We start from the raw sequence: 25,204 nt of genomic DNA on the forward strand, positions 1-25,204 counted from the left end.
AATGATGTTCATCTTGTTGACGTAAACGAAACGCACATGCTAATTTTTATTAAACCAAGTATATCTATATGAATTATAAAGTTTCAATTGTTTTTTTTAAAAGAAGGGGGTAGAGCCGTTTGTCGAACACGGTTAGCGCGGAATGGCTCCGCGAACGATTAAACAATAATGAAATTGTCGTTGCGGATTGCCGGTTTGTTCTTGGCAAGCCTGATGCCGGAAAAGAAGCATACGATGCCGGCCATTTGCCGGGAGCCGTTTATTTCGATCTTGAACGGGATTTATCGGATCCTGTCGATGTGCATGGAGGGAGACATCCTTTGCCGGAGGCCGGGAAGCTGGCCGCAAAGCTGGGAAAGGCGGGAATCGACGAAACGAAAACGGTCGTCGTTTATGACGATCAAGGGGGAGCGATGGCGTCTAGGCTTTGGTGGATTTTGAAGTATTACGGACATTCCCGGGTGCATGTGCTGGACGGCGGTTACTCAAGGTGGAATAGCCTTGGCTTTGAGACCGCGACGGATATTCCTCATCCGAAGGGAAACGAGTTTCGTCCACAGTTGCAGGAAGGATGGCTGCTGGACGCGGATCAGGTCAGGCAAAGATTGGGCCGGCCGGATACGGTCATTGTCGATTCGCGCGAGCCCAAAAGATATTTGGGTCTCGAGGAGCCGATCGATAAAATAGGCGGCCATATCCCGGGGGCGGCGAACTATTTTTGGAAGGAAGGCTTTACGGCCGAAGCCGCTTTGAAGGAGCAGGCGGAGCTGAAACAATTATTCAAAGAGCTGGACGCGTCGAAAGAAATCGTCGTTTACTGCGGGTCGGGCGTTACCGCATGTCCGAACATACTCGCCTTGACGGAAGCGGGGTTCCCGAACGTCAAGCTGTACGGCGGCAGCTGGAGCGACTGGATATCGTACCCGGAAAACCCGATCGCTCCGGGGCCGGAACAAATATAATCAGCTGACCGGAAAACCGGAGGCCGAGATCTTCGCTGCGCGCAATGCGGCGAATGTCTTGGCCTTTTGCCGTTAAGAGCACATAAAGCGGAAAGGAATCGTGAACGAACATGGGCAAAAGAAAAGGCCGGCTGCATCTCGCGGTGTCCGTGCAGGGCGCGGGTTATCATTCGGGGAGCTGGCGTCATCCCGAAGCCGAAACGGAAAAATTGCATGACCCGGCTTATTTTTACAAACTGGCGCAAACGGCCGAGCACGCGAAGCTCGATCTGCTGTTTCTCGACCACGCTTTCGTCGGCGACCGGCTTCGTTCAACAGGCAGTGAACCGGGGCTGCTTTTGGAGCCTTTCACCTTGCTGGGAGCGCTCGCTTCGGTCACGGAGCGCATCGGGCTGGGAGCCGCGGTGTCCACATCGGTCATCGAGCCGTTCGCCGTCGCCCGGCAATTGGCCGCATTGGATCATTTGAGCGGCGGAAGGACGGCATGGCTGGCGAGCGAGACGGATATTCTCGAGCCGAGGCGCCGTCTCGGCGGCCCGCCGGAGCTGTCCCGCGAGGAACGGCTTGAGCGCAAAAGGGAGTTCGTCGAAGTGGCGGCTAGGCTATGGGACAGCTGGGAAGAAGGGGCGGTCATCGCCGATAGGGAGCAAGGACGTTATATCGACTCGGGCAAGGTGCATGTGATTCAACATGCCGGGAATCATTTTCGCGTGCGTGGCCCGTTAAGCATACCGCGCCCGCCCCAAGGGCATCCGGTCCGCATCGGGAGGAGCTCTATTCTCGAAAATACGTTTCCGGATCCGGCGGACATCGTGTTCAGCTCGAGGCCTTCACTGGGCGAAGCGGCGGATTTTTACGCGAAGCTTAAGAAACGCAGCGATGCTAATCACACGAAGGTGCTGACGACCGTTACGCCGATTTTGGGGGCGACCGAGGCGGAAGCCCGGCGCAAAGCGGCCGAGCTGCGGGAGCTTGCCGATCCGCAGGAGGGGTTAGCTTTTTTATCCGATCTGTTCCATACGGATTTGACAGGTTATTCCGAAAGCGGCCCGCTTCCAGCCATTCCCGGCTTGCGAGAGGCGGTAAAAGCCGCCGGACTCGAAGGTTTGTCCTTGCGCGAGCTCGGCCGCCGGGCCTTGGAAGTAAAGGGAAACCGCGTGTTCATAGGAACGCCGGAGCAGCTTGCCGACTGGATGGAAGCGTGGTACGACGCTTACGGCAGCGACGGGTTTCATCTCGAGCTTCCGGTGCTGCCCGGGGGATTGGACGAATTCGTCGGCCAAGTCGTCCCCGCGCTGCAAAGCAAAGGACTTTTCCGCACCGAATACAGCGGGTCTACGCTTCGGGAGCATCTCGAGCTTCCGCTCCCGGTGAACGTGCGGATAAGCAAGGAGGGGTATTGATGGGAAACGACAAAAAACAGCTTCATCTCGGCGTGTTTCTGCTTAATACCGGCCAGCATGTCGGAGGATGGCGGCATCCGGAGACCGAGGCCGATCTGCTCGACATGACCTTTTATCACAACTTTGCGAAGCTGTCGGAGCGGGGGAAGTTCGATACGATTCTCGTGCTCGAGCAAATCGCCATCGGCGAGCAGAACGGAAAGGCGGCCGAGGAGCGTTCGATCCCGACGCCGGATACGCTGACGCTGCTGTCGGTCATGGCGTCCGTGACGGAGAAAATCGGCTTGACGGCCACGCTGTCCACGACGTACAACGATCCGTTCCATGTTGCCGCGAGATTCGCAACGCTGGATCATTTGAGCGGAGGGCGGGCAGGCTGGAACATGGTCACCTCCCAAGATCCGCGCATCGCGTCCCAATTCAGCAAGGATGCCCATATGGACCACGCTTTGCGGTACGAACGAGCGAACGAATTCGTCGAAGTCGCGATGAAGCTGTGGGACAGCTGGGAGGAAGACGCGCTGGCGGCCGGGCGGAGCTTCGGGCTTTATACCGATCCCGCGAAGGTGCATGACATCGATCATTCGGGCCGATTTTTCGCGATGAGCGGCGCTTCTTACGTCCCGCGCCCGGTTCAGGGGCATCCGGTGCTTTTTCAGGCGGGGTCGTCGGGGAGCGGCTTGAAATTCGCGGCCCAAAAGGCCGAGGTCGTCTTTACCGCACAAGACAATCTGGAGGACGCTAAGGCCTACTATGCCAATCTGAAAGGGATGCTGAGACAGTACGGGCGCAGGCCGGAGCAGCTTCACATTTTGCCGGGGCTCGCTCCGATTATAGGCTCGACGGAACGCGAAGCGAAGCAGCGGGAAGAGTATTTCAACGAGCTGGTGCTGCCCGAGATCGCCGTCAAAACGCTGTCCGGCACGATCGACGTCGACTTGTCTTCGTATCCGCTGGACGGTTTGTTCCCGTATTGGGAAATCGACGCCGAGAGCAACAACAACAAGAAAAGCCGCCTGCAGCTTTTGAAAGATTTGGCCCAGCGCGAAAAGTTGACTGTAAGGCAAATGAGCAAGCACGTCGTAGCCGCAGGCGGGCATCATACGTTCGCGGGAACGCCGGAGCGGCTGGCGGACTTGATGGAGGAATGGCTGGACAACGGCGCATGCGACGGATTCAACATTATGCCGTCCCACTACCTTCGCGGATTGGAGGAGTTTGTCGATCACGTCGTCCCGATTTTGCAAAAAAGAGGCCGTTACCGCACCGACTATTCCGGCAGCACGCTGCGCGACCATCTCGGGTTGACGGCCCCGGCCAACCGTTGGTCGGCGCTCGGCGTCCAATCATCCACATAAAAATACGAGGAGGAACAACCCCATGAAAACGGCCCGACTTTACCTTATTTTTGCTTTGGCGCTTCTTACGTTTGCGGCAGGCTGCGCGAAATCTTCTACAACCGGTGCGGGGGAAAGCTCGCCAAGCGGCTCGGCTGCGGCAGCAGCTTCGCCGTCCGCGAAAGGAGCGCCCAAAGTGATCAAGGCGTCGCTTAATACCGTTCCCGTTCCGCTGTTCAGCTATCTGGACGAAAACAATAAGCCGGCCGGCTTTATTATCGACTACTTGAAGGAGCTTGAGAAAAAACTGCCGGAATATAAATTCGAATACGAGCCGGCGGATAACGAAGGCCAACTGATCGGTACCGACTCCGGCAAGTACGCGTTCGCAGCCAACTTCTGGTTCAAAAATCCGGAGCGCGAGAAAAAATATTTGTACCCGAAACAGGAATTCGGCTATTCGATTACGGCACTGGCCGTAAAACCGGACCGGAACGACATCAAAACGCTGGATGATCTGGTCGGCAAAAAGCTTGTTCCGATGACGCCGGTTTCCGGCTTCCGCTACATTTTGAAAGACTACAATCTCAACCACCCGGGCAGGGAGGTCAAAATCGAAGACGTCGACAAAACGACGCCGGCAGACGATCTGAAGCTCGTCGAATCGGGCAAGTATGACGCGCATTTGCTCAACGTCGTTCATTTTGAAGACGTGGTGAAGAAGCTGAACTTGAATTTGAAAGTCGGCGGTGTCGTGTCCAAGGAGCCGGTATATTTGCTCTTTAACAAAAACCAGACGGAGCTTGCCCAAAAGTTCGATACGGTTACCCAGGAGCTGATCAAAGACGGAACGCTGCCGAAGCTTTCGGAGAAATGGTTCAAGGTGGACGTCTACAAAAGCTTGGAGTACGTGCAGCAAGGTTATAAATTCCGGAAAGACGGTTAACCCGACATGAACGGCTCCGGCATTGACACGACTCTGAAGCTGATCCAGCGAATCGCCGAAAGGCTGCCCGTTACGCTTACGATTTTGCTGTTATCCCTGCTTTTCGGACTGCTGCTCGGGTTTATCATCGCTCTCGTCAGAATCCGGAAAAGAAAAATCTCATACGCCATCGCGACGTTTTACTTGTCGTTCATGCGGTGCACGCCGACGATCGTCCAGCTGTTTCTCGTCTATTACGGGCTGCCGCAGCTGCTCCTCGTATTCGGGGTCGATGTGAACGGCTGGGATAAAATGATTTTTGCCGTCGTTACGTTCTCGCTGCACAGCGCGGCTTTTTTCTCCGAAGTGATCCGGTCCGCCTATTTGGCGGTAGGCAGCGGCCAACAGGAGGCCGCGTACAGCGTCGGAATGAGCTACTTCCAGTCGCTCCGGCGCATTATTTTGCCGCAAGCTTTCGGCATCGCAATCCCGAATTTGGGCAATAATCTCATTATTTTGCTGAAGGAAACGTCGCTGGCCTTCTCGATCGGGATTACGGACATTATGGGCCAAGTGCAGATCATACTCGGAAACAACTACGGGGCGAATATCATTCAGGTGTATATAATCGTCTCATTGATGTACTGGGTGCTGAGCATCTTGATCGAGAAAAGCTTCGGCCGGCTGGAAAAAAGCTTCAAAAAAGGTCACGCCGGCATCGCGAGATAAGGAAGGAAGGGAGGGCCAGCATTGGCCAATTTCAGCTTGGAATACGCCATCGAGAAATTTCCCGACGTTCTGAAGGGCGTGCCTGCGACGCTTCTTATAGCGGTCGTCTCGATGCTGCTCGGTACGCTTTTCGGATTTGCCATCGCGCTTTGCAGAATGTATAAAGTGCCGGTGCTGGGCAAGCTTTGCGCGCTGTACGTTTCGTTCATCCGGGGAACCCCGCTGCTCGTGCAAATTTACATCGTGTTTTACGGGACGCCGTCCTTTATCGAACTATTGAACCGGGAATGGGGCTGGCAGCTGCCGGTGCAGGAAATGTCCCCCTTGGCGTTTGCCTTGCTGGCGTTTACGGTCAACTCGGCGGCATACCAATCGGAGGCGATCCGTGGAGCGCTGGGCGCAGCCGATTCCGGACAAATGGAAGCGGCGTTGTCTGTCGGAATGACCGCATCCCAAGGCTTCGTCAGAATCATCGTCCCGCAGGCGTTAGCCGTCGCGCTCCCGAATTTGGGCAACATTTTCATCAATTTGATCAAAGGGACCTCGCTCGCCTTCGCGATCAAAGTCGTCGAGGTGATGGCCGAGGCCAAAATCTTGGCCGGCGACAGCTACCGGTACTTGGAAATGTACGTCGACGCTTCCGTCATATACTGGATCATTTGCTGGGGGTGCGAGAGGCTGTTCGCTTGGCTTGAGGCCCGTTTCAGCCGTCATGAGCGGAAAATCGCCGCATGAACGGCTTACGGGCAATACGATTTACGAAAGGAGGCGGCACGGCATGATTACCGTGTCCAACATCAAAAAAAGCTTCGGCCGCCATCAGGTGCTGAAGGGCATCGATTTGACGGTGCGGAAAGGCGATGTCGTCGCCATTCTCGGTCCGAGCGGTTCGGGAAAAACGACGCTGCTGCGCTGCTTGAACTATCTGGAGAAGCCGGACGAAGGCAGCATCGCCATCGGCGATTTCGCCGTCGACTGCAAGCGCGCGGGCAAGAAAGACATTCACCGGCTTCGACAAAAGTCGGCAATGGTGTTTCAGCAGTACAACTTGTTCAAGCATAAAACCGCGCTGGAAAATGTAATGGAAGGACTCGTGGTCGTGAAGAAGCTTCCGAAGGAAGAGGCAAAGGCAAGGAGCGTCGAGCTGCTGCAAAAGGTAGGGCTGGCGAACAAGCTGGACGCTTACCCGTCCCAGTTGTCCGGCGGCCAGCAGCAGCGAGTCGGCATAGCCCGGGCGCTGGCGCTTAATCCCGAGGTCATTTTGTTCGACGAGCCGACCTCCGCGCTCGACCCGGAGCTTGTCGGGGAAGTGCTGGCGGTCATTCGCAAAATCGCGAAGGAAGGAATCACGATGATCATCGTGACCCACGAGATGAGCTTCGCGCAGGATGTTGCGAGTCACGTCGTGTTTATGGACGAAGGCGTTATCGTGGAGGAAGGCAAGCCGAACGAGCTGTTCCGCGATCCGAAGGAGGAGCGCACGAAGCAGTTTCTCAAGCGGATTCGGCCGGAGCTGAGCTACTCGATTTGATCTGCAAGCATGCGGGGCGCGGCTTTCTTCGGCTGCGATCATGTCCCGGTCGCCGCTGGACATGTGGATGGTACGATTCATGCGGAAATGGATGGTGACAGCATAGTCCTTGTGCCCTACCTTTATACTATAAAAAAATTTATAGTAGCCAGGAGGGATAACGATGGTCGATATACCCGGTATCGTATGGGTCGTTTCTGCAATTGTCATCTTCCTCGTTTGTTATATGACGTTTTGGGTTTTAAAAAAGGCCTATTCAAAAAAATGGGAAGACGACGAGGAATGATTCTTCCCATTGTTCTGAATCCGGCCTTCGATTAACCGAGAACGCTCCGCAAGGCGGCGGCGAATTTGGAAATGCCCGAAACGATTTCATCCGCCTTCGGTCTTGCGAAAGTAAAACGAACGAAACCGGAATCCGAGCCGTACACGCTGCCGGGCACGAAGATCACGCCGTTTCGGATAGCTTCCTCCAGCAGCTTATTATCGTTCACCTCGGGTATAATTTTGCACCACAGATGCAAGCCGCCTTGCGGAACCGTGAAGCTGACAAGGTCCCGCAGCTCGTTTCGCAGCGCTTCTATGACCAGATCGCGCTTGTAGAGCAGATTCATCCGCAGACGCTCCAGGTGGGGTTGAATATAAGGAGACATCAAAAATTGCGCAGCGAGATTTTGAGGCACGACGCTTAGTCCGAAATCCATCTGCTGCCTCGCATCCGACAACCGGTCGACTACGGAATGCGGTGCGACCATCCATCCGACACGCAGCCCTGATGCGGCTATTTTGGAGAAGGAGCCGATGTAGAGCACCGAGGTCGGAGCGTCGGACTTAAGCGGCAGCGGCGGCACCCCGTCATAAGCGGTCAAGCTGAACGGATCGTCCTCGACAATGGGAAGGCCCAGCTCGCTGGCAACCTCCAGAAGCTCGCTGCGGCGGTTCGGATCGAGCAGCCTGCCTGTCGGATTCTGAAAATTCGGATTCAAGAACACCATCTTGATGCGGTGTTTTTTATAGAGCGCGCGCACATCCTCGGGCCGTACCCCTTTATGATCGACGGGGAGCCGGAACAATCGCAGCCCGGCCGATTGAAACATGGGCAGCGAATAGCAGTAAGAAGGATCTTCGATGGCAACCGCATCTCCCGGAGCCAGCAAGCATTGGGTGATTAAATATAAGGATTGCTGAGAGCCGGATGTGATTAGAATCGACGATGCCGAGGTTTGAATTCCCCGATATTTCCCCAGAAAAGAAACGAGCGCTTCCCTAAGCGGAACAAACCCTTGCGGATTGTCGTATCCGAAATATTCCGTGCGGCTGCTTTCTTCCATAAGCCTGTTGATTTCCTGCGCAGGCGCAAGATCCGACGCCAGCTCTCCGCTTGCAAAATCGATCAGCGTTTTGTCTTGCTGGAGCGCTTCCCGGATGCGGCGCAGAAAAGGCACATTCGGCAAGAAGCTCCCGCCCTCGACATAACGATGCCAGTTAGGGGTATGCTTCGGCGTAGCTCCCCATTTGAATTTACTTACCCGCGTTCCGCTTCCCGTCCGGCTTTCGATGATGCCGATCGCGCGAAGCTCCGCATAAGCAAGAATGACCGTGCTTCGATTGACGCCAAGCTGCTCGGCCAATTTTCGTTCGGAAGGCAGCAGGCTGCCCGGCGGAAATTCTCCATATGATATTCTCCGCTCGAGATCGTCGGCAATTTGCTGATAAAGCGGTTGGTCATTTTTTCGATCCGGTTTCCACATCATGTCACCCCCCTGTTGATGGTGCATATAAACGGCATCGGCAGCCGTTTATCCTTGTTTTTTATCATAACATCCGATTGAAAAAGAAATCATCTCTTTTCATGCGAAAAATGACGGAACTATATCAATTTATTGAACATGGATGGTGAACCTGCTTATAGAATGGATGGTTTGCCGGACATCGGTTCCTATGTATTCTCGCCAGAAAGCGTCTCTTTCGCCGATTGTTCAAATTTTCAGGTAAACACGCAAGTCCTATAAGGGACGTTCATCCCTAAGCTGCCATTAAGGTTCCTCAATATGCTGTAGTCCGAAAACGCCCGTTTGGAGCAAGGAATCGAGGTGAGCCTTACGCTCGAGTCCGATTTTGCCGACTTGGAGAACGGATTCACCGGTGTGACGAGCAAAAAAGCCGCTGCAAGCAGGCGTTTTCGGACTAGATGCAGGGAAAGGAAGCCGTACTCGATTCCAAGCGGGCAAATTCGGACTGCGCGATATATCGAACCCCAAAGCCGCCGCAAGGCGGTTCTCAAAATATCAGAATTATATGTCGTGCATTAATTGGGCCTAATATTCAGCAGTAAACGCGCCTGCCCTTAGCTTATACTTACGAAGCCGCTTTCTTCGAAAGCGTTTAGGACGGTGAAGCCGTTTATTCTTGTAGTATCGTCCTCGTATAACCAACCTATGCTTGCAAGCGGATGGCTATAAGTTTTACCTTTTGGATGGTTTAGCCGTCGGTTTTTTCTTTTATGATAGCTAGGACGTGTCTGAAAACTCACTCGGGGTCATCTTTCACCGCCTTTTCGCCCCCTGCTTCGTTCCGTTTGCTTGACGTACCCCCGGTACGCCTTCACAAACGCGCCTTGCATGGAACGAAAATTCGGCAAAATCTGTTCCTCTCAGAGTATTCAGACACGCCCTAGTAAAGCCGGAGAGGGGATTAGCCGAATGACCAAAAATCAAATTCGAATAGCTGTCGTTCAAGCTTCGCCGATTCTTTTCGATAAGTTATCATCGATGGAAAAAATAATAAGCAAGACGAAGGAAGCGGCCGGTCAAGGAGCGGATTTAGTCGTATTTCCCGAAGTGTTTCTGCCCGGATATCCCCGGGGACTCGGGTTCGGCACGCGTGTGGGAAGCCGGAATACCGCGGGACGGGAAGATTGGAAGCGATACTGGGAGAGCGCCATTGAAATACCGGGAGTAGAAACGGAGGCGCTTGGAGAGCTCGCCAAAGAAACCGGGGTATACCTTGTCATCGGCGTAGTGGAGCGGGACCGGGAATTCAGCAGAGGCACCTTATACAATTCGGTCGTTTATATCGGGCCGGATGGGGAAGTGGCCGGCAAACACCGCAAGCTTGTGCCGACAGGCTCGGAGCGGCTCTTGTGGGGACAAGGCGACGGGAGTACGCTTACGGTGATCGATACGCCTTTCGGCAGAATCGGCGGTTTGATCTGCTGGGAAAATTATATGCCGCTTGCCCGAACGGCCATGTATGCTCAAGGGATCGACATCTTTATTACGCCAACGGCGGACGCACGCGACACGTGGCAGTCTACGATACGGCATATCGCCTGCGAAGGCCGCTGTTTTGTCGTTTCCAGCAATCAGTTCGTGACCAAAGATTCGTATCCCGCCGATTTGGCATGTTATGAAGACATTAAGGACGATCCGGGCATCATGTGCAGAGGGGGCAGCGCGATTGTCGGTCCGCTTGGCGAATACGTCGTGGAGCCTCTTTATAATCAAGAGGGCATGCTGATTGCCGATCTGGATCTTTCTTTGGTCGCGCAAAGCCGTTTTGATTTTGATGCTGTGGGTCATTACAGCCGCCCGGACGTCTTTCAATTAATCGTGAACCGTCAGAAGCAGGATATCGTGCGCGGCTTCAATCAAGAATAACCTGTCGTTTGTATGAAGCGTTATATATGAAGTCTCAGCGGTTTCCGTTCGTGGTTAGTCGTGCATATCGAAACAGAAAAGGCGGTCTGAAACCTATACATGGCTTCAGACCGCTTTTTTTCTGTTTTATGGCGCCTGATTAGAGGACGTAACCTTACAATTTTGAATTCCTAGGACGGCATTCGCCGGACAATAGCGGGCTGCACCAGTAATGATTGGCGCCAACCCGATCAGTCCCCACCAGTTTCTGTAATAGAGACCGGCCAAAACAATAATAGCTCCGCTGGAAATTCTCAAGACTTGTTCGGTTTTACCAACGTTGCATTTCAAGCTTTATATTCCTCCTTCCAGGAAGCTGCTTTCGTTCATTCGTTTTATTTAAAAGAATCCCTCTATATTGTTAATGTTTTATGGCGTGCTAATGCGTTTATTTAATGGTAGTTACTGTCTTTGGCATATTTTTTTCTGTAAACGAAACAATACACGATATCGGAAAATCGCGAATCCTAATTTGAGAAAGGACGATGAGTGTTGTACACTAATACATTATTTTGGCTTTTCGCCGGAGGCGTCATTACACTTTTGATCGGGATGATCGCATCAATTCTGATTATGAAAAGACAGCAGCATCATAATCGGGACATGAAAGCAATGAGCGATGTCACCATTAAACATCCTTTGCTTACCAACCCTGTGATTATTGCACAACTGTTGTTTATCCCGATTTTTCTCATAATTTTATTGATAGTGAACTACATGTTGAAGTGAAGGCCTCTGCAAGCGGACGCAGATGGATAGAAGGAAAATGTAGAATAATGTCGAATTAAGCATGGATCATTGATGCAAAGGGGCAATGCCATGCTTACGCCGCGCGACATTATTAATTGCCCGCAAAGAAAGATCAGTCTTGCGACGCTGCTGTCAGGGCTTGTTGCTCTATCGGTCGCCCTTACGTTTACGATTCAGCTGATCGCATCCTACCAATCCAAAAAACGGGCGTTATTCGATACGACGCTCACATTAAATCATTCCAATGCGATGAAAATGAGCTTGACGATGGACTCGCTCTTCAAATCGATGCGGGGCAGCCTGCAATATACCGCCGGCATTATGGCGAACAATCCGCTAATGAACGAGGAGATCAGGTACGAGCATTTGGAGCTGATGAGACGAAGCAGCGGTTACTTCAATTCCATCGTAGCGGTGGATGAAACGGGCATCATGCGGAGCATAGCGCCGCAAACCGCCGGCACGGCCGGTAAACCGCTTAGTACCGATGCAAGCAAAGAAGCGCTGGCACTGCGGAAGCCCTATACGTCCAAGCCGTACATTTCGGCTACCGGACGGCTGATCATGTTCATGAGCGAGCCTCTCTTCGATAAAGACGGGACATACCGGGGATTGATCGGGGGGACGATTTACCTACAAGAGAATAACATCATGAATACGATATTCGGGAGCAACAACATCGACGAGCTGGGGACCTACTTCTTTGTCGTAAGCTCGGACGGTTCCTTGCTGTTTCATCCGGACAGAAGCAGAATCGCCGAGAACGTAAGCCGAAATCAAGTCGTCATAAAGACGATGCAGGGCCAAAACGGCTCCGAGCAGGTCGTCAATACGAGAGGAGTGGCGCTGCTCGCCGGCTATTCGACCGTCCAGGAGAATAACTGGGGGGTCGTCGTCGTTTCCCCGATCGACAAAGTGTACGAGCAGTTGAACCGCGATATCCGAACGATGCTGCTCTATATGCTTCCTCCTTTTGTGCTGCTGATGCTGGCAGCCGTTTGGCTTGCGCGAAGATTGGCCCGGCCGTTCGTTTCCCTTGCCGATCTTGTCAGCAAATTGGGGAAGGAGAAGGTCGATCTTCCTGCGCCGCAGAGTCATTGGAACAGGGAAGCCGACCTGTTGACCCGGACGATTATGCTAGCAGTTGCGGATATTAGGGAACGGACGGATCAGCTGACGCAAGCCGCCGTTACGGACCCGTTAACGGGACTGGCGAACAGAAGGACGATGGAAAAGGCGATGAACGGATGGATTGCGGAGCAGGCTCCGTTCTCCATCATTGTCTTGGATCTGGATAAGTTCAAATCGATCAATGATACGTATGGTCATCAAGTCGGCGACGAAGTGCTGAAGGTTCTCGCGGAAACGATGAAGCAATCGGTTCGGCCGATCGACATCTGCTGCCGGTACGGAGGAGAAGAGTTTGTCATCCTGCTGGCTCGGACTAGTGTGCCGGAAGCGTTTATCGTCGCCGAGCGAATCCGCCGGACGATGGAGGAGAGCGTCGAACCGGTCGGGAAACCGGTAACGCTCTCGCTTGGCATCGCTCATTACCCGTCGCATGCGTTGGCGGCGGAAGCCTTGTTTTTGCAAGCCGATCAAGCATTGTACGAAGCGAAAAGAATGGGCCGCAACCAGACGGTCATAACGCGATCGTACGAGTTTTCCACCGAATGAGCGCCGCAGCCAAGCGGATTAGCAAAGCGTATCCTCCGTCCCTTATTATTTGTTTGCCGTACTGGAGAGCCCAATCAGAAAAGACAGCCGGAAGCGCAATTTTATGCTTCCGGCTGTCTTTTTGCTTTGTTGGCATAACCTGAATCGAAGGAGTTTTATGAGATTTTTGAGCATTGCCGTTAAGCTCCACCGTTACGGCAAGATCGTTCTGGGCCTCCGGCTTCTTGTCGAAGCTATTTGGCCAATTTGCCGGTAGTAACCGCGACGCTGAATATGCCAGTGGTTGGTGAAGCTGTTACTCTGGTAAGTCGAGTCATTCATTGATTACTTGGTCTGAATCTGTTATACCTTTTGTTGTATAGGTGTGAGGAACTTCGCTGAACGACATCGTTATATTTTAGGAGGGATCGGCATGGAAGTTTTTGCAGAATTTTTAACGAAGATCGATAACCCGCTGCATCGGGCCCGTACGGAAGAAGTTTTCGCATGGGTAACTAAGAAATTTCCGAATTTAGTGCCCAAAATTGCATGGAATCAGCCTATGTTTACCGATCATGACACCTTTATTATCGGCTTTAGCGTATCCAAACAACATCTGGCTGTTGCCCCTGAAAGAGCGGGGATTAATCATTTTTCCGATGACATTGCGCAGGCCGGCTACGATCACACCAAGGAGCTTGTACGTATCAAGTGGAATAGTCCGGTTGATTTCTCGTTACTTGAGAAAATGATCGAGTTTAATATTTCGGATAAGGCAGACTGTACAACTTTTTGGCGGAAATAAAATAGTGGCAAATGAACGAAGCAATTTTAAACGGCATATTGACCGTCCTTCTCCGGATATATAATATATATTATATATAATGATGCGGTCGCGGCAAAATGGAAGCTAGCTGCGATAAGAACCGCAAAGAGACGGAGGCTACCAATCATGGCAAATACTCTGTACCGCAATACATTTCGGCGGGGATTGTTCGATTTTCATGCGGGAGAAGCCGTTCCCGAAGTGGAACTGAATGTGGCGGACTATATCGAAGCGGCGGTAAAAGCCGGCGTCCAGACGATTACGTTTATGACGAAGGACGCCTTCGGCAACAGTTATTTCAATACGCGAATCGGCCACAAAAATATCAGATTGAAGGGCGATCTGCTCGCCGAAGTTGTGGAAGAAGCGCGCAAGCACGGAATCGCAATCATCGCCTATTATAATGTAGGGCTGAACAGCCATGTCGCGGCGGCAAACCCCGACTACCGGCAGCGGACTTCGGATCAGGAGCCGATCGTCGAAGCCTTCGACTACTACGACCTTCTCTGCATGAATTCCCCGTATCGCGACTACGTTTACGGCCAATTCCAAGAGATCGCCGAAAACTACGGAGTCGCCGGATTTTTCTTCGATATTACTTACGTGTGGAGCAATAGCTGCTATTGCGAGTATTGCAGTGCTTGGTATAAATCCCGCTATGGCAAGCCGATGCCGCATTCGCCTCAGCCGGGAACGCAGGAGCTAAAAGAGTTCCAGTCTTTCCAGCGCGATATACGCCATAACTTCCTGCGCGACGCTGCCTCCCGCATCAAGGCGATCAATCCCGATTTGCTTGTCGGCTGGAATCATGCGGGCGATCCGCGCTTCGGGCAAGTGGAAGCCGACCGTTATGCGGATTATTTTACTTCCGAATTTCATCCTCCGCATTATGCGCACGGCAGTTTGCTGGCAAGGTGGAAGCGGTCGTTCGGAAAGCCTTTCGAGCTCATGATGCCTAGCGAAATGGGAAGCTGGGGAGAGTGGACGGTCGCGCCGGAAGCGACGCTGAGGACAACGGCCGCGATTGCCGTCGTGAACGGCGGATCGATCAGCTTCGGCCATGTCGCTTATCCTTCCGGATTTATGAAGGGCCAAGTTCCCGAACCTGTGATGCAAGCGATGGGCGAGACGAACGAGTGGGTAAAGTCGCTTGAGCCGTGGCTGAAGGATGCGGAAAGCGTTCCGATGGCCGCCGTCCTTCATTCGATCGAAAGTAAACGATTACTAGAGGCATCCGTTCATGCATATGCCGCCGACGAACCTCATTTGCAAGGGCTCCACCGGATACTGACGGAAGGACATATTCATTTCGATATTATCGACGAGGCGGTTTTGCTGGAAAAGCTCGACGAGTATGAGCTGCTCGTTTTGCCGGATCAGGCCTATTTGAGCGAAGCCGTGGAAAATCGCATAAGGGAGTTCGTAAGACAAGGAGGACGTCTGCTCGCATCGAACCGTACGTCCTTGTATGACGGAGACGGGGGACGAAAGCCTTCTTTCGGACTTGCGGACGTATTCGGCATCGAATTCGCCGACGTATCCAATTACAGCGTTTCCTACTTTTATCCGGTCGACCGGGCGGTTTCGGGCTCGGTTCCCAATATGCCGATACTGCTGAAGGACTCGGATCAGAATACGCTTCGAATAACGGCCAAACCCGGCGCAGAGACGCTCGCCAAGTTTACGGACCCTGCGCTGGAGGCCAAGCCGTTCCGTCACGTTTACCATCAGCACGCGCATCCGGCAGTTGAGACGCCTTATCCGGCGATCGTTTCCCATTCGTACGGCGAGGGAACGAGCATGTATATCGCCGCTCCGATCGAATCCGCGTATTGGCGGACGGGATCGCCTTGGCTGAGGACGCTTTACTTGAACATCCTGAACCTGCTGTATCCGGAGCCGAAGGTGAAAGTCGAAGCTCCGTTGTCGGTCGAAGTCAATGTGATGCGTCAGCCGGACCGCGCCGTCGTCCATTTGACGAATGTCCGCGAAGAGAAGGCAGCAGGCTCCAAGACGTTCGTCGAAGAAATCGTGCCGGCGAAACATATCGAGGTTGTCATGAAGACAACCGCCGAGCGGGTATACGTCGTTCCCGGAGGCGTGGAGCTGCCGTTTACGAAGGAAGGGGATCGCATCCGCTGCGTCGTTCCGGAAATCGGCTTGCACGCCGCGATTGTTGTTGAGGGCTCGAATTTGTAGGCCGGTTCATGGCGAAACGGCATCGTCAAAGATGTTGACATGCGTATCAGCTTCGGGACGTAGATACGTCGTCAGATTATACCGGGTTATAAACAAAGTAACGAGTCCGCTTCACGCAACACTTGTCTCCGGCAGGAGGCAGGTGTTGTTTTAAAATACAGCTATTAACGCGACTATCACTAAGTATAGGGCGCCGCTTTCTTCAAAAGTCTTGAGGACGGCGTAGTCGTTTGTCCTTGTTACCAAGTAAAATGAGTAAAAATCATGAAATAAGCAGGTGATATCTGGTGGGAGACCGCAGGAAATGGCCGACTTTTTCGTTTTTCAGCATCAAAAATATTCTTGTTTTCTCGTATTTGCTTATTGCCGTACTTATTATCGTCACTTTTGCAAGCGTTACCATTAAGGTGTCGGGAACCATTATTAAAGAAAAGGAAAGCAAAGCGGTCCTGAACCGGCTCAAAAATGTCGAGGATCATATGAACGCCGGTATTCAAAAATATTCCGACGTCATGATGTCATTAGTCTATGAGGAAAATACGCAGGATTTATTAAAGCATTTCAAAAGCATGCCTCTCGAAAAGCAGCTGAAGCTCGCTTCGATGTTGTATCAAAGGATGAACGAAGCGAATATCGTGACGACGGAAATCGGTTCGATTTATGTGCTGGACAAGTTTAACAACCGGTATTCGTTCGATTACAACGCCTTTACGCGGGACGAGATGTTGTCGCATATCGAGTTTTCGACGTGGTATAGCGCTGTGGCGGATTTGAAAGGCGGCGTATACATCGATTATTCCGGTCGAATCCTGAACAATCCGGAGCTGGTTACGTTTGCGCGCAGCATCGTCGACGGAAATTCGGAAATCGGCGTCATCCTGCTCAGCGTCAAAAAAGAGGCGTTCGCGGCGCTCCTAGGAAACGGTGAAAGCGGCAATTACGTTTCTGTCATGGACCGGCAGCATGTGCAAGTGATAGACAGCAATAGGAACAAGTGGAATTCCCCGAGTCCGTTCGAAACAAGCTTTCTCGAGCAGGACGGCGTTCAAGGCTCTTCCGAACCGAATATCGGCGGCGTCGACTATTGGGCGACCTATTTGAAAAATGAAAAATACGGATACACGCTGATCAGCATGGTACCGGAGAAAGAACTGCTGAAAGACGTGGCATATTTCAAAAGGGTGACGGTTTACGCCGTTATGATCATTTTGCTCAGCGTTATGCTGCTGTCCCATTTTTTGTCCAAATCGCTGGTCAGACCCGTCAACAAATTAGTGAGCCTGATGAATCGCGTCGAACAGGGAGATTTGAACAGCAAAATGAATAAAATTCCCGCAAACGAGCTCGGAATTTTAGCCGATCAATTCAATCGGATGGTAGGTAGGCTCAAGGAAAGCGTACCTTTGCGAAGAGAAAGATTTTTCAGCAAGCTGCTTTTCGTAAGATTGGACGAAAGCGATTACATACAAGAAGCCGGGGAGCTCGGCATTCGTATTGCCGACAAAAACAATTTTGCCGCCATATTCGAGTTCCAAGAGCATGATTTGAACATGAACCGGTTCAACATTCGCATGCTGGAGAGCTTCCTTTCAGCCGAACTGGAAAAGGCGGGTGCGGAGGCGTATCTTTACGTATTCGACTCCAGAAAAATGATTTTGGTGGCGGGATTCGAGCGGCAATCGCAGCGCGAGGAAACGCTCGAAGCTCTTCATAAGGCTTTAAACGTCCAATTGGGCGTTAAAGCGAATATCGGAGCGGGCTCGGTCGCCGCCGGCTTCGAAAGCATCCGCAATTCTTACCAAGAAGCGTTGTCGGCGTTGAATTATACTTTTTTTCTCGGGGAGAACGAAATCATTTATTCGAACGATATCAAGCATACGGACTACGATTACGAAATGCTGGAGCACATGGAGGACGATATTGCCGATGCCGTCATGTACATGGAGAAAAACCGTCTGATGGAGAAAATGAACCAGCTTTTTGCCGCCTTCAGAGAGAAATATATCAAGAAGGAAATTATCAACTTCTCGATTTTAAACATTTATCTCAAAAGCTTGAAAAACGCCTCCGGCCTCGGTGCGAACGTGAACGCCATCCATACGGACCGGCTCGGGGTCATCGAGCAAATTCACGGCTCGGATCGGATCGACGAATCACGGGAAGCGCTGCTGCAGCTGCTTACGGATATGATCGACGCGATCGCGGCGGGCAGGGACAAGAAGATGAACGATCTCGTCGTCAAAGCGATTCGGACGATAGACATGCAATATGCGGACAGCGGCTTGTCGGTCGCCAAAATGGCGAAGGAGCTGTTCGTTAGCGAAAATTATTTGTCCAAGCTGTTCAAAAATGAAACGGGCGAAAATTTTTCCCAATACTTGATGAAGGTTCGGATGGACCATGCGAAAAAGCTTTTGGAAACGACGGACAGCAAAATCGGAGAAGTCGCAGAGCAAGTCGGCTATAACGATGCCAATTATTTCAGCACCTGCTTCAAAACGGTAGTCGGCGGTTCTCCGGCGAAATACAGGAGCGCATTCAAGATAAACGCCGGGGAGGATTCCGTCACTTGAGCTTAAGTCGGTCCCGAGGAACCTTTGTTGGCATGACACCGTGCCGTACAAGGTTTTTTTAAGGCGGAAATGCCGCAATCGTATGGAATTTCGAAGCTTTAACCCAGAAATCTATATATCGGATCAGCCCGAAATTTTATAGATTTTTGGTGTAGTCATTTTATAAGGGAGGCAAGACGGATGAACAAAATGTGCAAAACGCTTCTGGTCGTCATGCTGTTTTCACTGCTGTTGTCGATGCAAGCCTACGCCGCAGGCGGTCAGGAGCAGCAGAAAGGGCCGGTATTCGAATCGACCCTTGTGGAGGCGAACGAGAGCACAACGACGAAAAGAGCGTTCAACAGCGCGATTTTCGAATTGACGAACAACAGGCTGCTGCTTACTTACGACGATTACACGGATGTGATGGATGCGTCTCCGGGCGTCATTTCGGGGAAAATCTCGGAGGACGGGGGAAGAACGTGGGGAGAGAAATTCCTCATTCAAGAAAATATCGGTCAAAAAAATGTGACGAACCAAGGGATCGTCCGATTGAAAACCGGCGAGCTCGCTCTGTTTTTCGCCAAGCAGGACGATAACGCAGAAGTTTCGATGTATATGAAACGTTCCGCCGACGAAGGGTTGACATGGGGACAGCCACGCAACATTACGCCCTATACCGGTCATCACGTGACGGCGAACGACCGGGCGGTGATGCTGTCCTCCGGTAGAATTATATTGCCGCTTGGCGGAAAATCGGCGGCCCAGCCCGGGAAAACGGGAGCGTTTGCGATCTATTCGGACGATGACGGGGAGACTTGGACGGTCGGGCCATTCGTCAACATGCCGACAGGGGCTCCGGCCGAACCGGTCCTTGTCGAGCTGAAGGATAAACGAGTCATGCTGCTCATCCGCTCGACGCTCAAGTATATTTACAAAGCGTATTCGGATGACGGCGGAACCACTTGGGGCGATCCGGTAAAAACGGATTTGAATTCGCCGTATACCCCGCAAATGGTCAAAAGAATACCGGATAACGGCCTAGGGCCGCTGCTGCTTATCTGGAACAATGTTTCTACGGAAGTGCGCAGACCTTTGACGATGGCGCTTTCGGGCGACGAAGGCGAAACATGGACGAATTTCATCAATCTTACGCCTTCGAACAGCGGCGTATATGCCTATCCTTCCATTACAACTTACCGCGACGAGGTTCTCATCACGTATTATACGTACAACCCTCTTCCTGACGGTAAGTATACATTGCCGTTAAAGCTGCAAATATGGAAGCTGGCCGATATTACGGCGGGAACGGGGTTCGGCAATGCAGCATCCTTGACGGCTGACGCAAGCAATGTACAGGGCGGTGAAACGTTCAAGGTAAGATACGGATTAAGCAGCGTCTCCGAGCGGGTATACGCTCAGGATGTCACATTCGCTTTCGATCCCAGCTCGGTCGAGTTCGTTTCGGCGGCCTCGGTCAAGTCGGGGGTCAACTTGCTGGAAACCTCGGCAAACCCGAACGGAACGGTTCAATTGATTTTGGCCAGCGCAGGACCGGGCAACGAGATTACGGGGCAAGGTGATATTGTCGAGCTCACGTTTAAAGCGAAGTTTGTTTCGCAGACGACGGCAAGCGAGATCAGGATTACGGACGCTGCTTTGGCGGACGGTCAAGGCGTTGAATATGTGGCCGAGCTGTCCTCGGTGAGCATTCAAGTGACAGCCGGTCTTCCCGGAGACATTAACCAGGATAACAAAGTAACGGTCGGCGATTTGGCGATTATGGCCGCTAATTATGGGAAAAACAGCGGCAGCCCGGATTGGGAGCAAGTGAAGCGTGCGGATTTGAACGGCGACGGCAAAATCGATATCGAGGATTTGGCGATATTAGCCAAGAAAGTAAAGCGGTAATAGAACGGCTGCCCCTGCAGGAGGAGGTTCTCCTCCTCCTGCAGGGGCAGCTCGGGATAAGGGGGGATGGAGAAGCGTGCGTACATCGATCATTTATTTGCTGATCGTCGTTTTTTGTTTATCGGGGCCCCTCGTCGCCTCGGCAAACGCCGATGAAGCTCCGGCTTTTCGGCTGGATGCAGGCAAGCCTTATGACGGTAAAGTCGTCATGACCTTAAGTGCGGCAAATTTGAATCATCTATACGGCTACGAAGCCAGATTATCGTTCGATCCCGAGAGGCTGGAGCTGCTGGGAGGGGAATCCGGGCTGGATGGATTTTTCGTGCCACCGATCGTCACGAAGAACGAAATCGTCACGGCTTATACCCAAATAGGTGATGCTCCCGGATATAGCGGCGATTTCAAGATCGGTACTTTAACATTTAAGCTTAAGAAACAAGGGAAAGCTTCGGTGAAGTGGGAATCGATAAAGATTGTCACCGATAAGCTGCAAAGCACGACGATTCCGGTAGAAAAAAGCGCATTTGCGGTTAAAGGATTTTCGGATTTGGCAGGGCATTGGGCCGGAGAAGATATTGAAAAGCTTGCATTCGAGGGAATAATCGACGGCATGGATGAGGAGCGGTTTGTGCCGGATGCGATGATAACCAGAGCGCAATTCGCAACAATGCTGGTACGTGCATTAAAGCTGGATGAAAGCGACGCGACAACTCCGTTTACCGATGTGCCGGAGGACTCCTGGTATCGAGCAGCCGTAAGCGGCGCTTATGCTGCGGGACTTATTCAAGGAATGACGGAAAACGGCTTCGCGCCGGAGGAAGAGATTACGCGGGAACAAATGACGGTGATGATTATGAGGGCGGGCATGCATATTTCGGAGGGGGGCTTAAAGGATACGGATTCAGCCGGTTCGATCCCGTTCGCGGATGCAAGCTCGATCGGCGATTGGGCGGTTAAAGATATTGCGATTGCCGTTCGTGAAGGTATCGTCAACGGCAGAACCGCCGATACGTTCGAGCCGGGGGCACTGGCGACCAGAGCGGAAGCGGCTGTATTGATCAAGCGATTGTTGTTCAAATGGGGAGGGCGCTTATGAACTGCGAACCCGGAACCGTATCATACGTCCATTGCCATTGGAGCTGCCGGTATGGAAAATGACTGAACTGTTGAACAAGTAAATTAGACGAGGGGGAAGATGAAACATGAAACGCCCGATTATTGCTGCATTATCCTTGAACTTATCCGCTTCGCTCCTTCTATCGGCTTGCGGCTCCAATACCGAAAAGCAGAAAGCCGGAAGCGCCCCCGCTGCGGAAATCATGCAAACGCTGCCTGCCAAGTACGATCCGCCGATTGAGCTTACAACCGGAAGCTACTATTTTAGCGGGATCAAGTATCCGCAAGGCGACGATATGAACAATAACGTTTGGACGCGGACGCTCGAAAGCGAATTCGGAATCAAGGTGAAGCATGTATGGGCGGTTCATTACAACGATTATGAGAAGAAAATGAACTTAACGCTCGCATCCGGCGATTTGCCCGATATTTTTCTCGTCACGCCGGCGCAATTCAAGCAGCTTCATGAATCCGGCTTGATTGAAGACCTGACCGGCATTTATGAGAAATTGGCTCCGGATTCGGTCAGAAAAGTGCTCAAGGAAGCCGGTGACGAAGTCATGGAAGCGGCGATGATCGACGGCAAGCTGATGGGCATTCCGTTTACGGGACTTGCCGAGGAATCGGTGCCGGTCTTGTGGGTGCGAACGGATTGGTTGAGATCGTTGAATTTGCCCGAGCCGAAAACGATGGCGGATTTGCAAACGATCATCGAAGCTTTTACGAAGCAGGATCCGGACGGGAACGGCAAAGACGATACGATCGGATTCGGAATCGACAAGGATTTGTCGGCGGCAAACGGCTTTATGAACGCTTACCATGCTTACCGGGGCATTTGGGTGAAGGATGCCTCCGGCAAGCTGACGTTCGGCAGCATCCAGCCGGAAATGAAAAAGGCGCTTGCCGCGCTGCAAACGATGTACAAAACCGGCCTGCTGGATAAGGAATTCGGCGTCAAAAACGCAACGCAAATGACGCAAAACGTTACAATGGGCAAAGCGGGCGTCTATTTCGGCAGCATGAATTCCGGAATCATTCCGCTTGGGAGAAGCAGGGATAAAGATCCGAATGCGGATTGGCAGGCGTACCCGATGCCTTCGATTGACGGAGAAGCCGTCATGTATCAGCATGATCTAAATATTTACGGCGGATTTTGGGTCGTCAAGAAGGGAGTTAAACATCAGGAAGCGATTTTCACGCTGCTGCAAAAATGGCTGGATACCTTTTATTTCAATACGTCCGACGACCTATTCGCCAAGCTGAACGAAGCGCCTGACAACAATACGTTATGGATGTACGCGCCGATTAAAATGTACCGCTCCGAAAAAAATGTAAGCGTATACCGAAATATAAAGCCTTTGCTCGAAGGCGGAGGCGGGGATAAGAGCAAGCTGACGCCGGAGGAGCGGAAAGTATACGATAGCATTCAAAAATATCAGAATGGCGACGGAAGGTTTTGGGGGGAGAATGCCAGCTTCGGCTTGAACGGAGGCGGGAAGGTCGTGGATCAAATTATTAAAAACAACCAGTTTATGCCGAACCAATTCATAACCGCTCCTCTTCAGGTCATGACGGATAAAATGCCGCAGCTCGTCAAGCTGGAGGCGGAAGCGTTCACCAAAATCATCCAAGGCGCACCGATTGAGGAATTCGAGCATTTCGTCGCCGACTGGAAGAAGACCGGCGGGGACGAAATAACGAAGGCCGTAAACGACTGGTACACGAAGAAATGACGGATTGCATCGCAGGTAAGGGAGGGGAAGGCCCTTCCGCCCGATTGGAGGAAATGCCGCTTGGGGAAGAAACGGAGTCTCGAATTGCCTTTGCACGCGATGCTTCTGCCATCTGTGTTAATAGTGCTGGTTTACAGCTATGGCCCCATGCTCGGTTTGGTCATTGCATTCCAAAGGTTTATACCGGCCAAAGGTATTCAAGGCTCGGAATGGATCGGATTCAAAAATTTTACGTATGTCTTCAGCCTGCCGGATATCATGACCGTTATTGCGAATACGCTGTTTATTTCGGTTATGAAAATAATCGCGGGCCTCATAGTACCGATTCTCGTAGCGATGCTGCTGAACGAGGTTCGGAAGACCGCGTTCAAAAGAGCGGTTCAAACCTTTATTTATTTCCCGTACTTTTTGTCTTGGCTGCTGCTCAGCGGAATATTAATCGACGTTTTGTCGCCGGAGCATGGTCTCGTGAACCGGCTGCTCGGCTATTTCGGGATCGCGCCGATTTATTTTCTGGGCGACAACCGATGGTTCCCGTATGTGCTTGTCGCCACAAACGAATGGAAGGAGTTCGGATTCAATACGATCATTTATCTGGCCGCATTGACCGGTATCAATCCGACGCTGTACGAAGCTGCGGTAATCGACGGAGCGGGCCGTTGGAGGCAAACCTGGCACATCACGCTGCCCGGCATGCGGCCGATCCTCGTGCTTTTGTTGACGCTTGCGCTCGGCCAAGTGCTTAATGCGGGGTTCGATCAAGTGTTGAACCTGTACAGTCCGCAAGTATACGAAAGCGGCGATATTATCGATACGATGGTTTACCGGATGGGGTTGTTGAATGCCCAGTACAGCGTCGCGACGGCAGTCGGTTTGTTTAAATCGGTTATTTCGCTCGCGCTGATATCGACTGCATATTTTCTCGCCTACAAGCTGGCCCGATATCGGATATTTTGAGCTACCTCTAAGAATAAAGGAGAATGCGGGCTTGGTCGAACAACCGACATTCGGCAGACGTATGTTTATCGCAGGCAATATTGTTTTTTTAACTGCTCTTTCTTTATTGTGCTTATTGCCCGTTATCCATGTCCTTGCGGTGTCCTTCAGCTCCAGTACGGCGGTAAACGCAGGAACGGTCGGTCTTAGACCCGTCGATTTTTCTCTGAAAGCTTACGAATTCGTGCTTCAAAAAGAAGCGTTCGCCAAGTCGTTCGCGAAATCCGTGCAAAGGGTGCTGCTTGGCGCTTCCTTGAATATGACGATGATCGTTCTCGCAGCTTATCCGCTGTCCAAGGAGGCCGGAGCGCTTAGGTATCGGACCGTTTACGCATGGTTTTTTGTGCTTACGATTTTGTTCAACGGCGGCCTTGTACCCTCCTACTTAACCGTCAAAATGACGGGACTGCTCGATACGATTTGGGTGCTGCTTATCCCGACTGCGGTTCCGGTATTCAGCGTCGTCCTGCTATTGAATTTCTTCCGCGGCCTGCCGAAGGAATTGGAGGAAGCCGCCTTTATCGACGGGGCGGGCCATTTGACGACGCTGCTGCGGATTTATATTCCGCTGTCCATGCCTGCGATGGCCGCCTTGTCGCTGTTCTCGGTCGTTATGCATTGGAACAGCTGGTTCGATGGTTTGATTTATATGAACAGATCGGAAAATTACCCGCTGCAAAGCTATTTGCAGACCTTCATTATCCAACAAGATATGAACGCGGTTACGGAAAAGGAGGTGGTGCTGATGAAGGAGCTGTCGGATCGGTCGATCAAATCGGCTCAAATTATTTTGGCGACGCTGCCCATCCTTTTTCTATATCCGTTCCTGCAAAAATATTTCATGCAAGGGATCGTGCCAGGGAGTGTAAAAGAATGACGG

The 25,204-nt window shown here is 52.0% G+C and carries 20 protein-coding genes; 18 read left to right on the forward strand and 2 right to left on the reverse strand.

Annotated elements, in window-relative coordinates; all coding sequences use genetic code 11:
* Positions 1-119 precede the first annotated feature (119 nt).
* From DQG23_RS38830 to DQG23_RS43560, 8 genes are all read left to right on the forward strand, one after another.
* Positions 120-962, forward strand: coding sequence for a sulfurtransferase (locus DQG23_RS38830; protein WP_113036432.1), 843 nt, complete (start codon positions 120-122; stop codon positions 960-962).
* A 110-nt stretch (positions 963-1,072) separates the two neighbouring features.
* Positions 1,073-2,365, forward strand: coding sequence for an NtaA/DmoA family FMN-dependent monooxygenase (locus DQG23_RS38835; RefSeq protein ID WP_113036433.1), 1,293 nt, complete (start codon positions 1,073-1,075; stop codon positions 2,363-2,365).
* Positions 2,365-3,723, forward strand: a complete 1,359-nt coding sequence (locus tag DQG23_RS38840; RefSeq protein WP_113036434.1) for an LLM class flavin-dependent oxidoreductase — start codon at positions 2,365-2,367, stop codon at positions 3,721-3,723. Before DQG23_RS38835 ends, DQG23_RS38840 begins: the two co-directional genes overlap by 1 nt.
* A gap of 22 nt (positions 3,724-3,745) precedes the next feature.
* On the forward strand, positions 3,746-4,648 hold the full coding sequence (locus DQG23_RS38845; RefSeq protein ID WP_113036435.1) for a transporter substrate-binding domain-containing protein: 903 nt from the start codon (positions 3,746-3,748) through the stop codon (positions 4,646-4,648).
* Between the two features lie 6 nt (positions 4,649-4,654).
* Complete coding sequence (locus DQG23_RS38850) at positions 4,655-5,356, forward strand: amino acid ABC transporter permease (RefSeq protein WP_113036436.1); 702 nt, start codon at positions 4,655-4,657, stop codon at positions 5,354-5,356.
* Positions 5,357-5,377: 21 nt separating this feature from the next.
* The gene (locus DQG23_RS38855) at positions 5,378-6,091 is read left to right on the forward strand and encodes an amino acid ABC transporter permease (RefSeq protein WP_113036437.1); all 714 of its coding nucleotides are present in this window, start codon (positions 5,378-5,380) and stop codon (positions 6,089-6,091) included.
* 43 nt (positions 6,092-6,134) lie between these two features.
* A complete protein-coding gene (locus DQG23_RS38860; protein WP_113036459.1) occupies positions 6,135-6,887 on the forward strand; it encodes an amino acid ABC transporter ATP-binding protein in 753 nt (250 codons plus the stop codon).
* A 163-nt stretch (positions 6,888-7,050) separates the two neighbouring features.
* The gene (locus DQG23_RS43560) at positions 7,051-7,173 is read left to right on the forward strand and encodes a hypothetical protein (protein ID WP_272949090.1); all 123 of its coding nucleotides are present in this window, start codon (positions 7,051-7,053) and stop codon (positions 7,171-7,173) included.
* A 31-nt stretch (positions 7,174-7,204) separates the two neighbouring features.
* Here DQG23_RS43560 and pdxR read toward each other — a convergent pair whose 3' ends face one another.
* Positions 7,205-8,638 carry a MocR-like pyridoxine biosynthesis transcription factor PdxR gene (pdxR, locus tag DQG23_RS38865; protein ID WP_113036438.1) on the reverse strand — a complete coding sequence of 478 codons (1,434 nt, stop codon included), beginning with the start codon at positions 8,636-8,638 and terminating at the stop codon, positions 7,205-7,207.
* Positions 8,639-9,589: 951 nt separating this feature from the next.
* Here pdxR and DQG23_RS38875 point away from each other — a divergent pair.
* Positions 9,590-10,546, forward strand: coding sequence for a carbon-nitrogen hydrolase family protein (locus tag DQG23_RS38875; RefSeq protein WP_113036440.1), 957 nt, complete (start codon positions 9,590-9,592; stop codon positions 10,544-10,546).
* Between the two features lie 126 nt (positions 10,547-10,672).
* On the opposite strand, the gene DQG23_RS38880 is transcribed toward DQG23_RS38875, so the two are convergent.
* On the reverse strand, positions 10,673-10,876 hold the full coding sequence (locus DQG23_RS38880) for a YgaP family membrane protein (protein ID WP_113036441.1): 204 nt from the start codon (positions 10,874-10,876) through the stop codon (positions 10,673-10,675).
* Positions 10,877-11,404: 528 nt separating this feature from the next.
* Between DQG23_RS38880 and DQG23_RS38890 the strand changes: the two genes are divergently transcribed.
* The 9 genes from DQG23_RS38890 (at position 11,405) to DQG23_RS38930 (ending at position 25,201) form a co-directional block, all read left to right on the forward strand.
* Positions 11,405-13,012, forward strand: a complete 1,608-nt coding sequence (locus DQG23_RS38890) for a sensor domain-containing diguanylate cyclase (RefSeq protein WP_113036443.1) — start codon at positions 11,405-11,407, stop codon at positions 13,010-13,012.
* A gap of 412 nt (positions 13,013-13,424) precedes the next feature.
* Positions 13,425-13,796 carry an iron chaperone gene (locus tag DQG23_RS38895; protein ID WP_113036444.1) on the forward strand — a complete coding sequence of 124 codons (372 nt, stop codon included), beginning with the start codon at positions 13,425-13,427 and terminating at the stop codon, positions 13,794-13,796.
* A 147-nt stretch (positions 13,797-13,943) separates the two neighbouring features.
* Positions 13,944-16,016, forward strand: a complete 2,073-nt coding sequence (locus tag DQG23_RS38900; RefSeq protein ID WP_113036445.1) for a beta-galactosidase trimerization domain-containing protein — start codon at positions 13,944-13,946, stop codon at positions 16,014-16,016.
* 287 nt (positions 16,017-16,303) lie between these two features.
* Positions 16,304-18,589, forward strand: coding sequence for a helix-turn-helix domain-containing protein (locus DQG23_RS38905; protein ID WP_113036446.1), 2,286 nt, complete (start codon positions 16,304-16,306; stop codon positions 18,587-18,589).
* 180 nt (positions 18,590-18,769) lie between these two features.
* Complete coding sequence (locus DQG23_RS38910) at positions 18,770-20,479, forward strand: exo-alpha-sialidase (RefSeq protein WP_113036447.1); 1,710 nt, start codon at positions 18,770-18,772, stop codon at positions 20,477-20,479.
* A gap of 76 nt (positions 20,480-20,555) precedes the next feature.
* Complete coding sequence (locus DQG23_RS38915; protein ID WP_113036448.1) at positions 20,556-21,575, forward strand: S-layer homology domain-containing protein; 1,020 nt, start codon at positions 20,556-20,558, stop codon at positions 21,573-21,575.
* Positions 21,576-21,681: 106 nt separating this feature from the next.
* The gene (locus DQG23_RS38920) at positions 21,682-23,328 is read left to right on the forward strand and encodes an extracellular solute-binding protein (RefSeq protein WP_113036449.1); all 1,647 of its coding nucleotides are present in this window, start codon (positions 21,682-21,684) and stop codon (positions 23,326-23,328) included.
* 99 nt (positions 23,329-23,427) lie between these two features.
* Positions 23,428-24,285, forward strand: a complete 858-nt coding sequence (locus DQG23_RS38925) for an ABC transporter permease (protein ID WP_113036460.1) — start codon at positions 23,428-23,430, stop codon at positions 24,283-24,285.
* A 31-nt stretch (positions 24,286-24,316) separates the two neighbouring features.
* Positions 24,317-25,201, forward strand: a complete 885-nt coding sequence (locus tag DQG23_RS38930; RefSeq protein ID WP_113036450.1) for a carbohydrate ABC transporter permease — start codon at positions 24,317-24,319, stop codon at positions 25,199-25,201.
* Positions 25,202-25,204 lie beyond the last annotated feature (3 nt).

This window comes from Paenibacillus contaminans (assembly GCF_003285015.1).
Classification (GTDB): Bacteria; Bacillota; Bacilli; order Paenibacillales; family NBRC-103111; genus Paenibacillus_V; species Paenibacillus_V contaminans.

What these genes read in the sequence shown, in the direction of transcription:
- DQG23_RS38835 (WP_113036433.1), top strand. Translation starts at nt 1,073, where the DNA reads ATGGGCAAAAGAAAAGGCCGGCTGCATCTCGCGGTGTCCGTGCAGGGC.
- DQG23_RS38895 (WP_113036444.1), top strand. Translation starts at nt 13,425, where the DNA reads ATGGAAGTTTTTGCAGAATTTTTAACGAAGATCGATAACCCGCTGCAT.
- DQG23_RS38900 (WP_113036445.1), top strand. Translation starts at nt 13,944, where the DNA reads ATGGCAAATACTCTGTACCGCAATACATTTCGGCGGGGATTGTTCGAT.
- DQG23_RS38910 (WP_113036447.1), top strand. Translation starts at nt 18,770, where the DNA reads ATGAACAAAATGTGCAAAACGCTTCTGGTCGTCATGCTGTTTTCACTG.
- DQG23_RS43560 (WP_272949090.1), top strand. Translation starts at nt 7,051, where the DNA reads ATGGTCGATATACCCGGTATCGTATGGGTCGTTTCTGCAATTGTCATC.
- DQG23_RS38840 (WP_113036434.1), top strand. Translation starts at nt 2,365, where the DNA reads ATGGGAAACGACAAAAAACAGCTTCATCTCGGCGTGTTTCTGCTTAAT.
- DQG23_RS38875 (WP_113036440.1), top strand. Translation starts at nt 9,590, where the DNA reads ATGACCAAAAATCAAATTCGAATAGCTGTCGTTCAAGCTTCGCCGATT.
- pdxR (WP_113036438.1), bottom strand. Translation starts at nt 8,638, where the DNA reads ATGTGGAAACCGGATCGAAAAAATGACCAACCGCTTTATCAGCAAATT.
- DQG23_RS38920 (WP_113036449.1), top strand. Translation starts at nt 21,682, where the DNA reads ATGAAACGCCCGATTATTGCTGCATTATCCTTGAACTTATCCGCTTCG.
- DQG23_RS38845 (WP_113036435.1), top strand. Translation starts at nt 3,746, where the DNA reads ATGAAAACGGCCCGACTTTACCTTATTTTTGCTTTGGCGCTTCTTACG.
- DQG23_RS38850 (WP_113036436.1), top strand. Translation starts at nt 4,655, where the DNA reads ATGAACGGCTCCGGCATTGACACGACTCTGAAGCTGATCCAGCGAATC.
- DQG23_RS38890 (WP_113036443.1), top strand. Translation starts at nt 11,405, where the DNA reads ATGCTTACGCCGCGCGACATTATTAATTGCCCGCAAAGAAAGATCAGT.
- DQG23_RS38925 (WP_113036460.1), top strand. Translation starts at nt 23,428, where the DNA reads ATGCTTCTGCCATCTGTGTTAATAGTGCTGGTTTACAGCTATGGCCCC.
- DQG23_RS38860 (WP_113036459.1), top strand. Translation starts at nt 6,135, where the DNA reads ATGATTACCGTGTCCAACATCAAAAAAAGCTTCGGCCGCCATCAGGTG.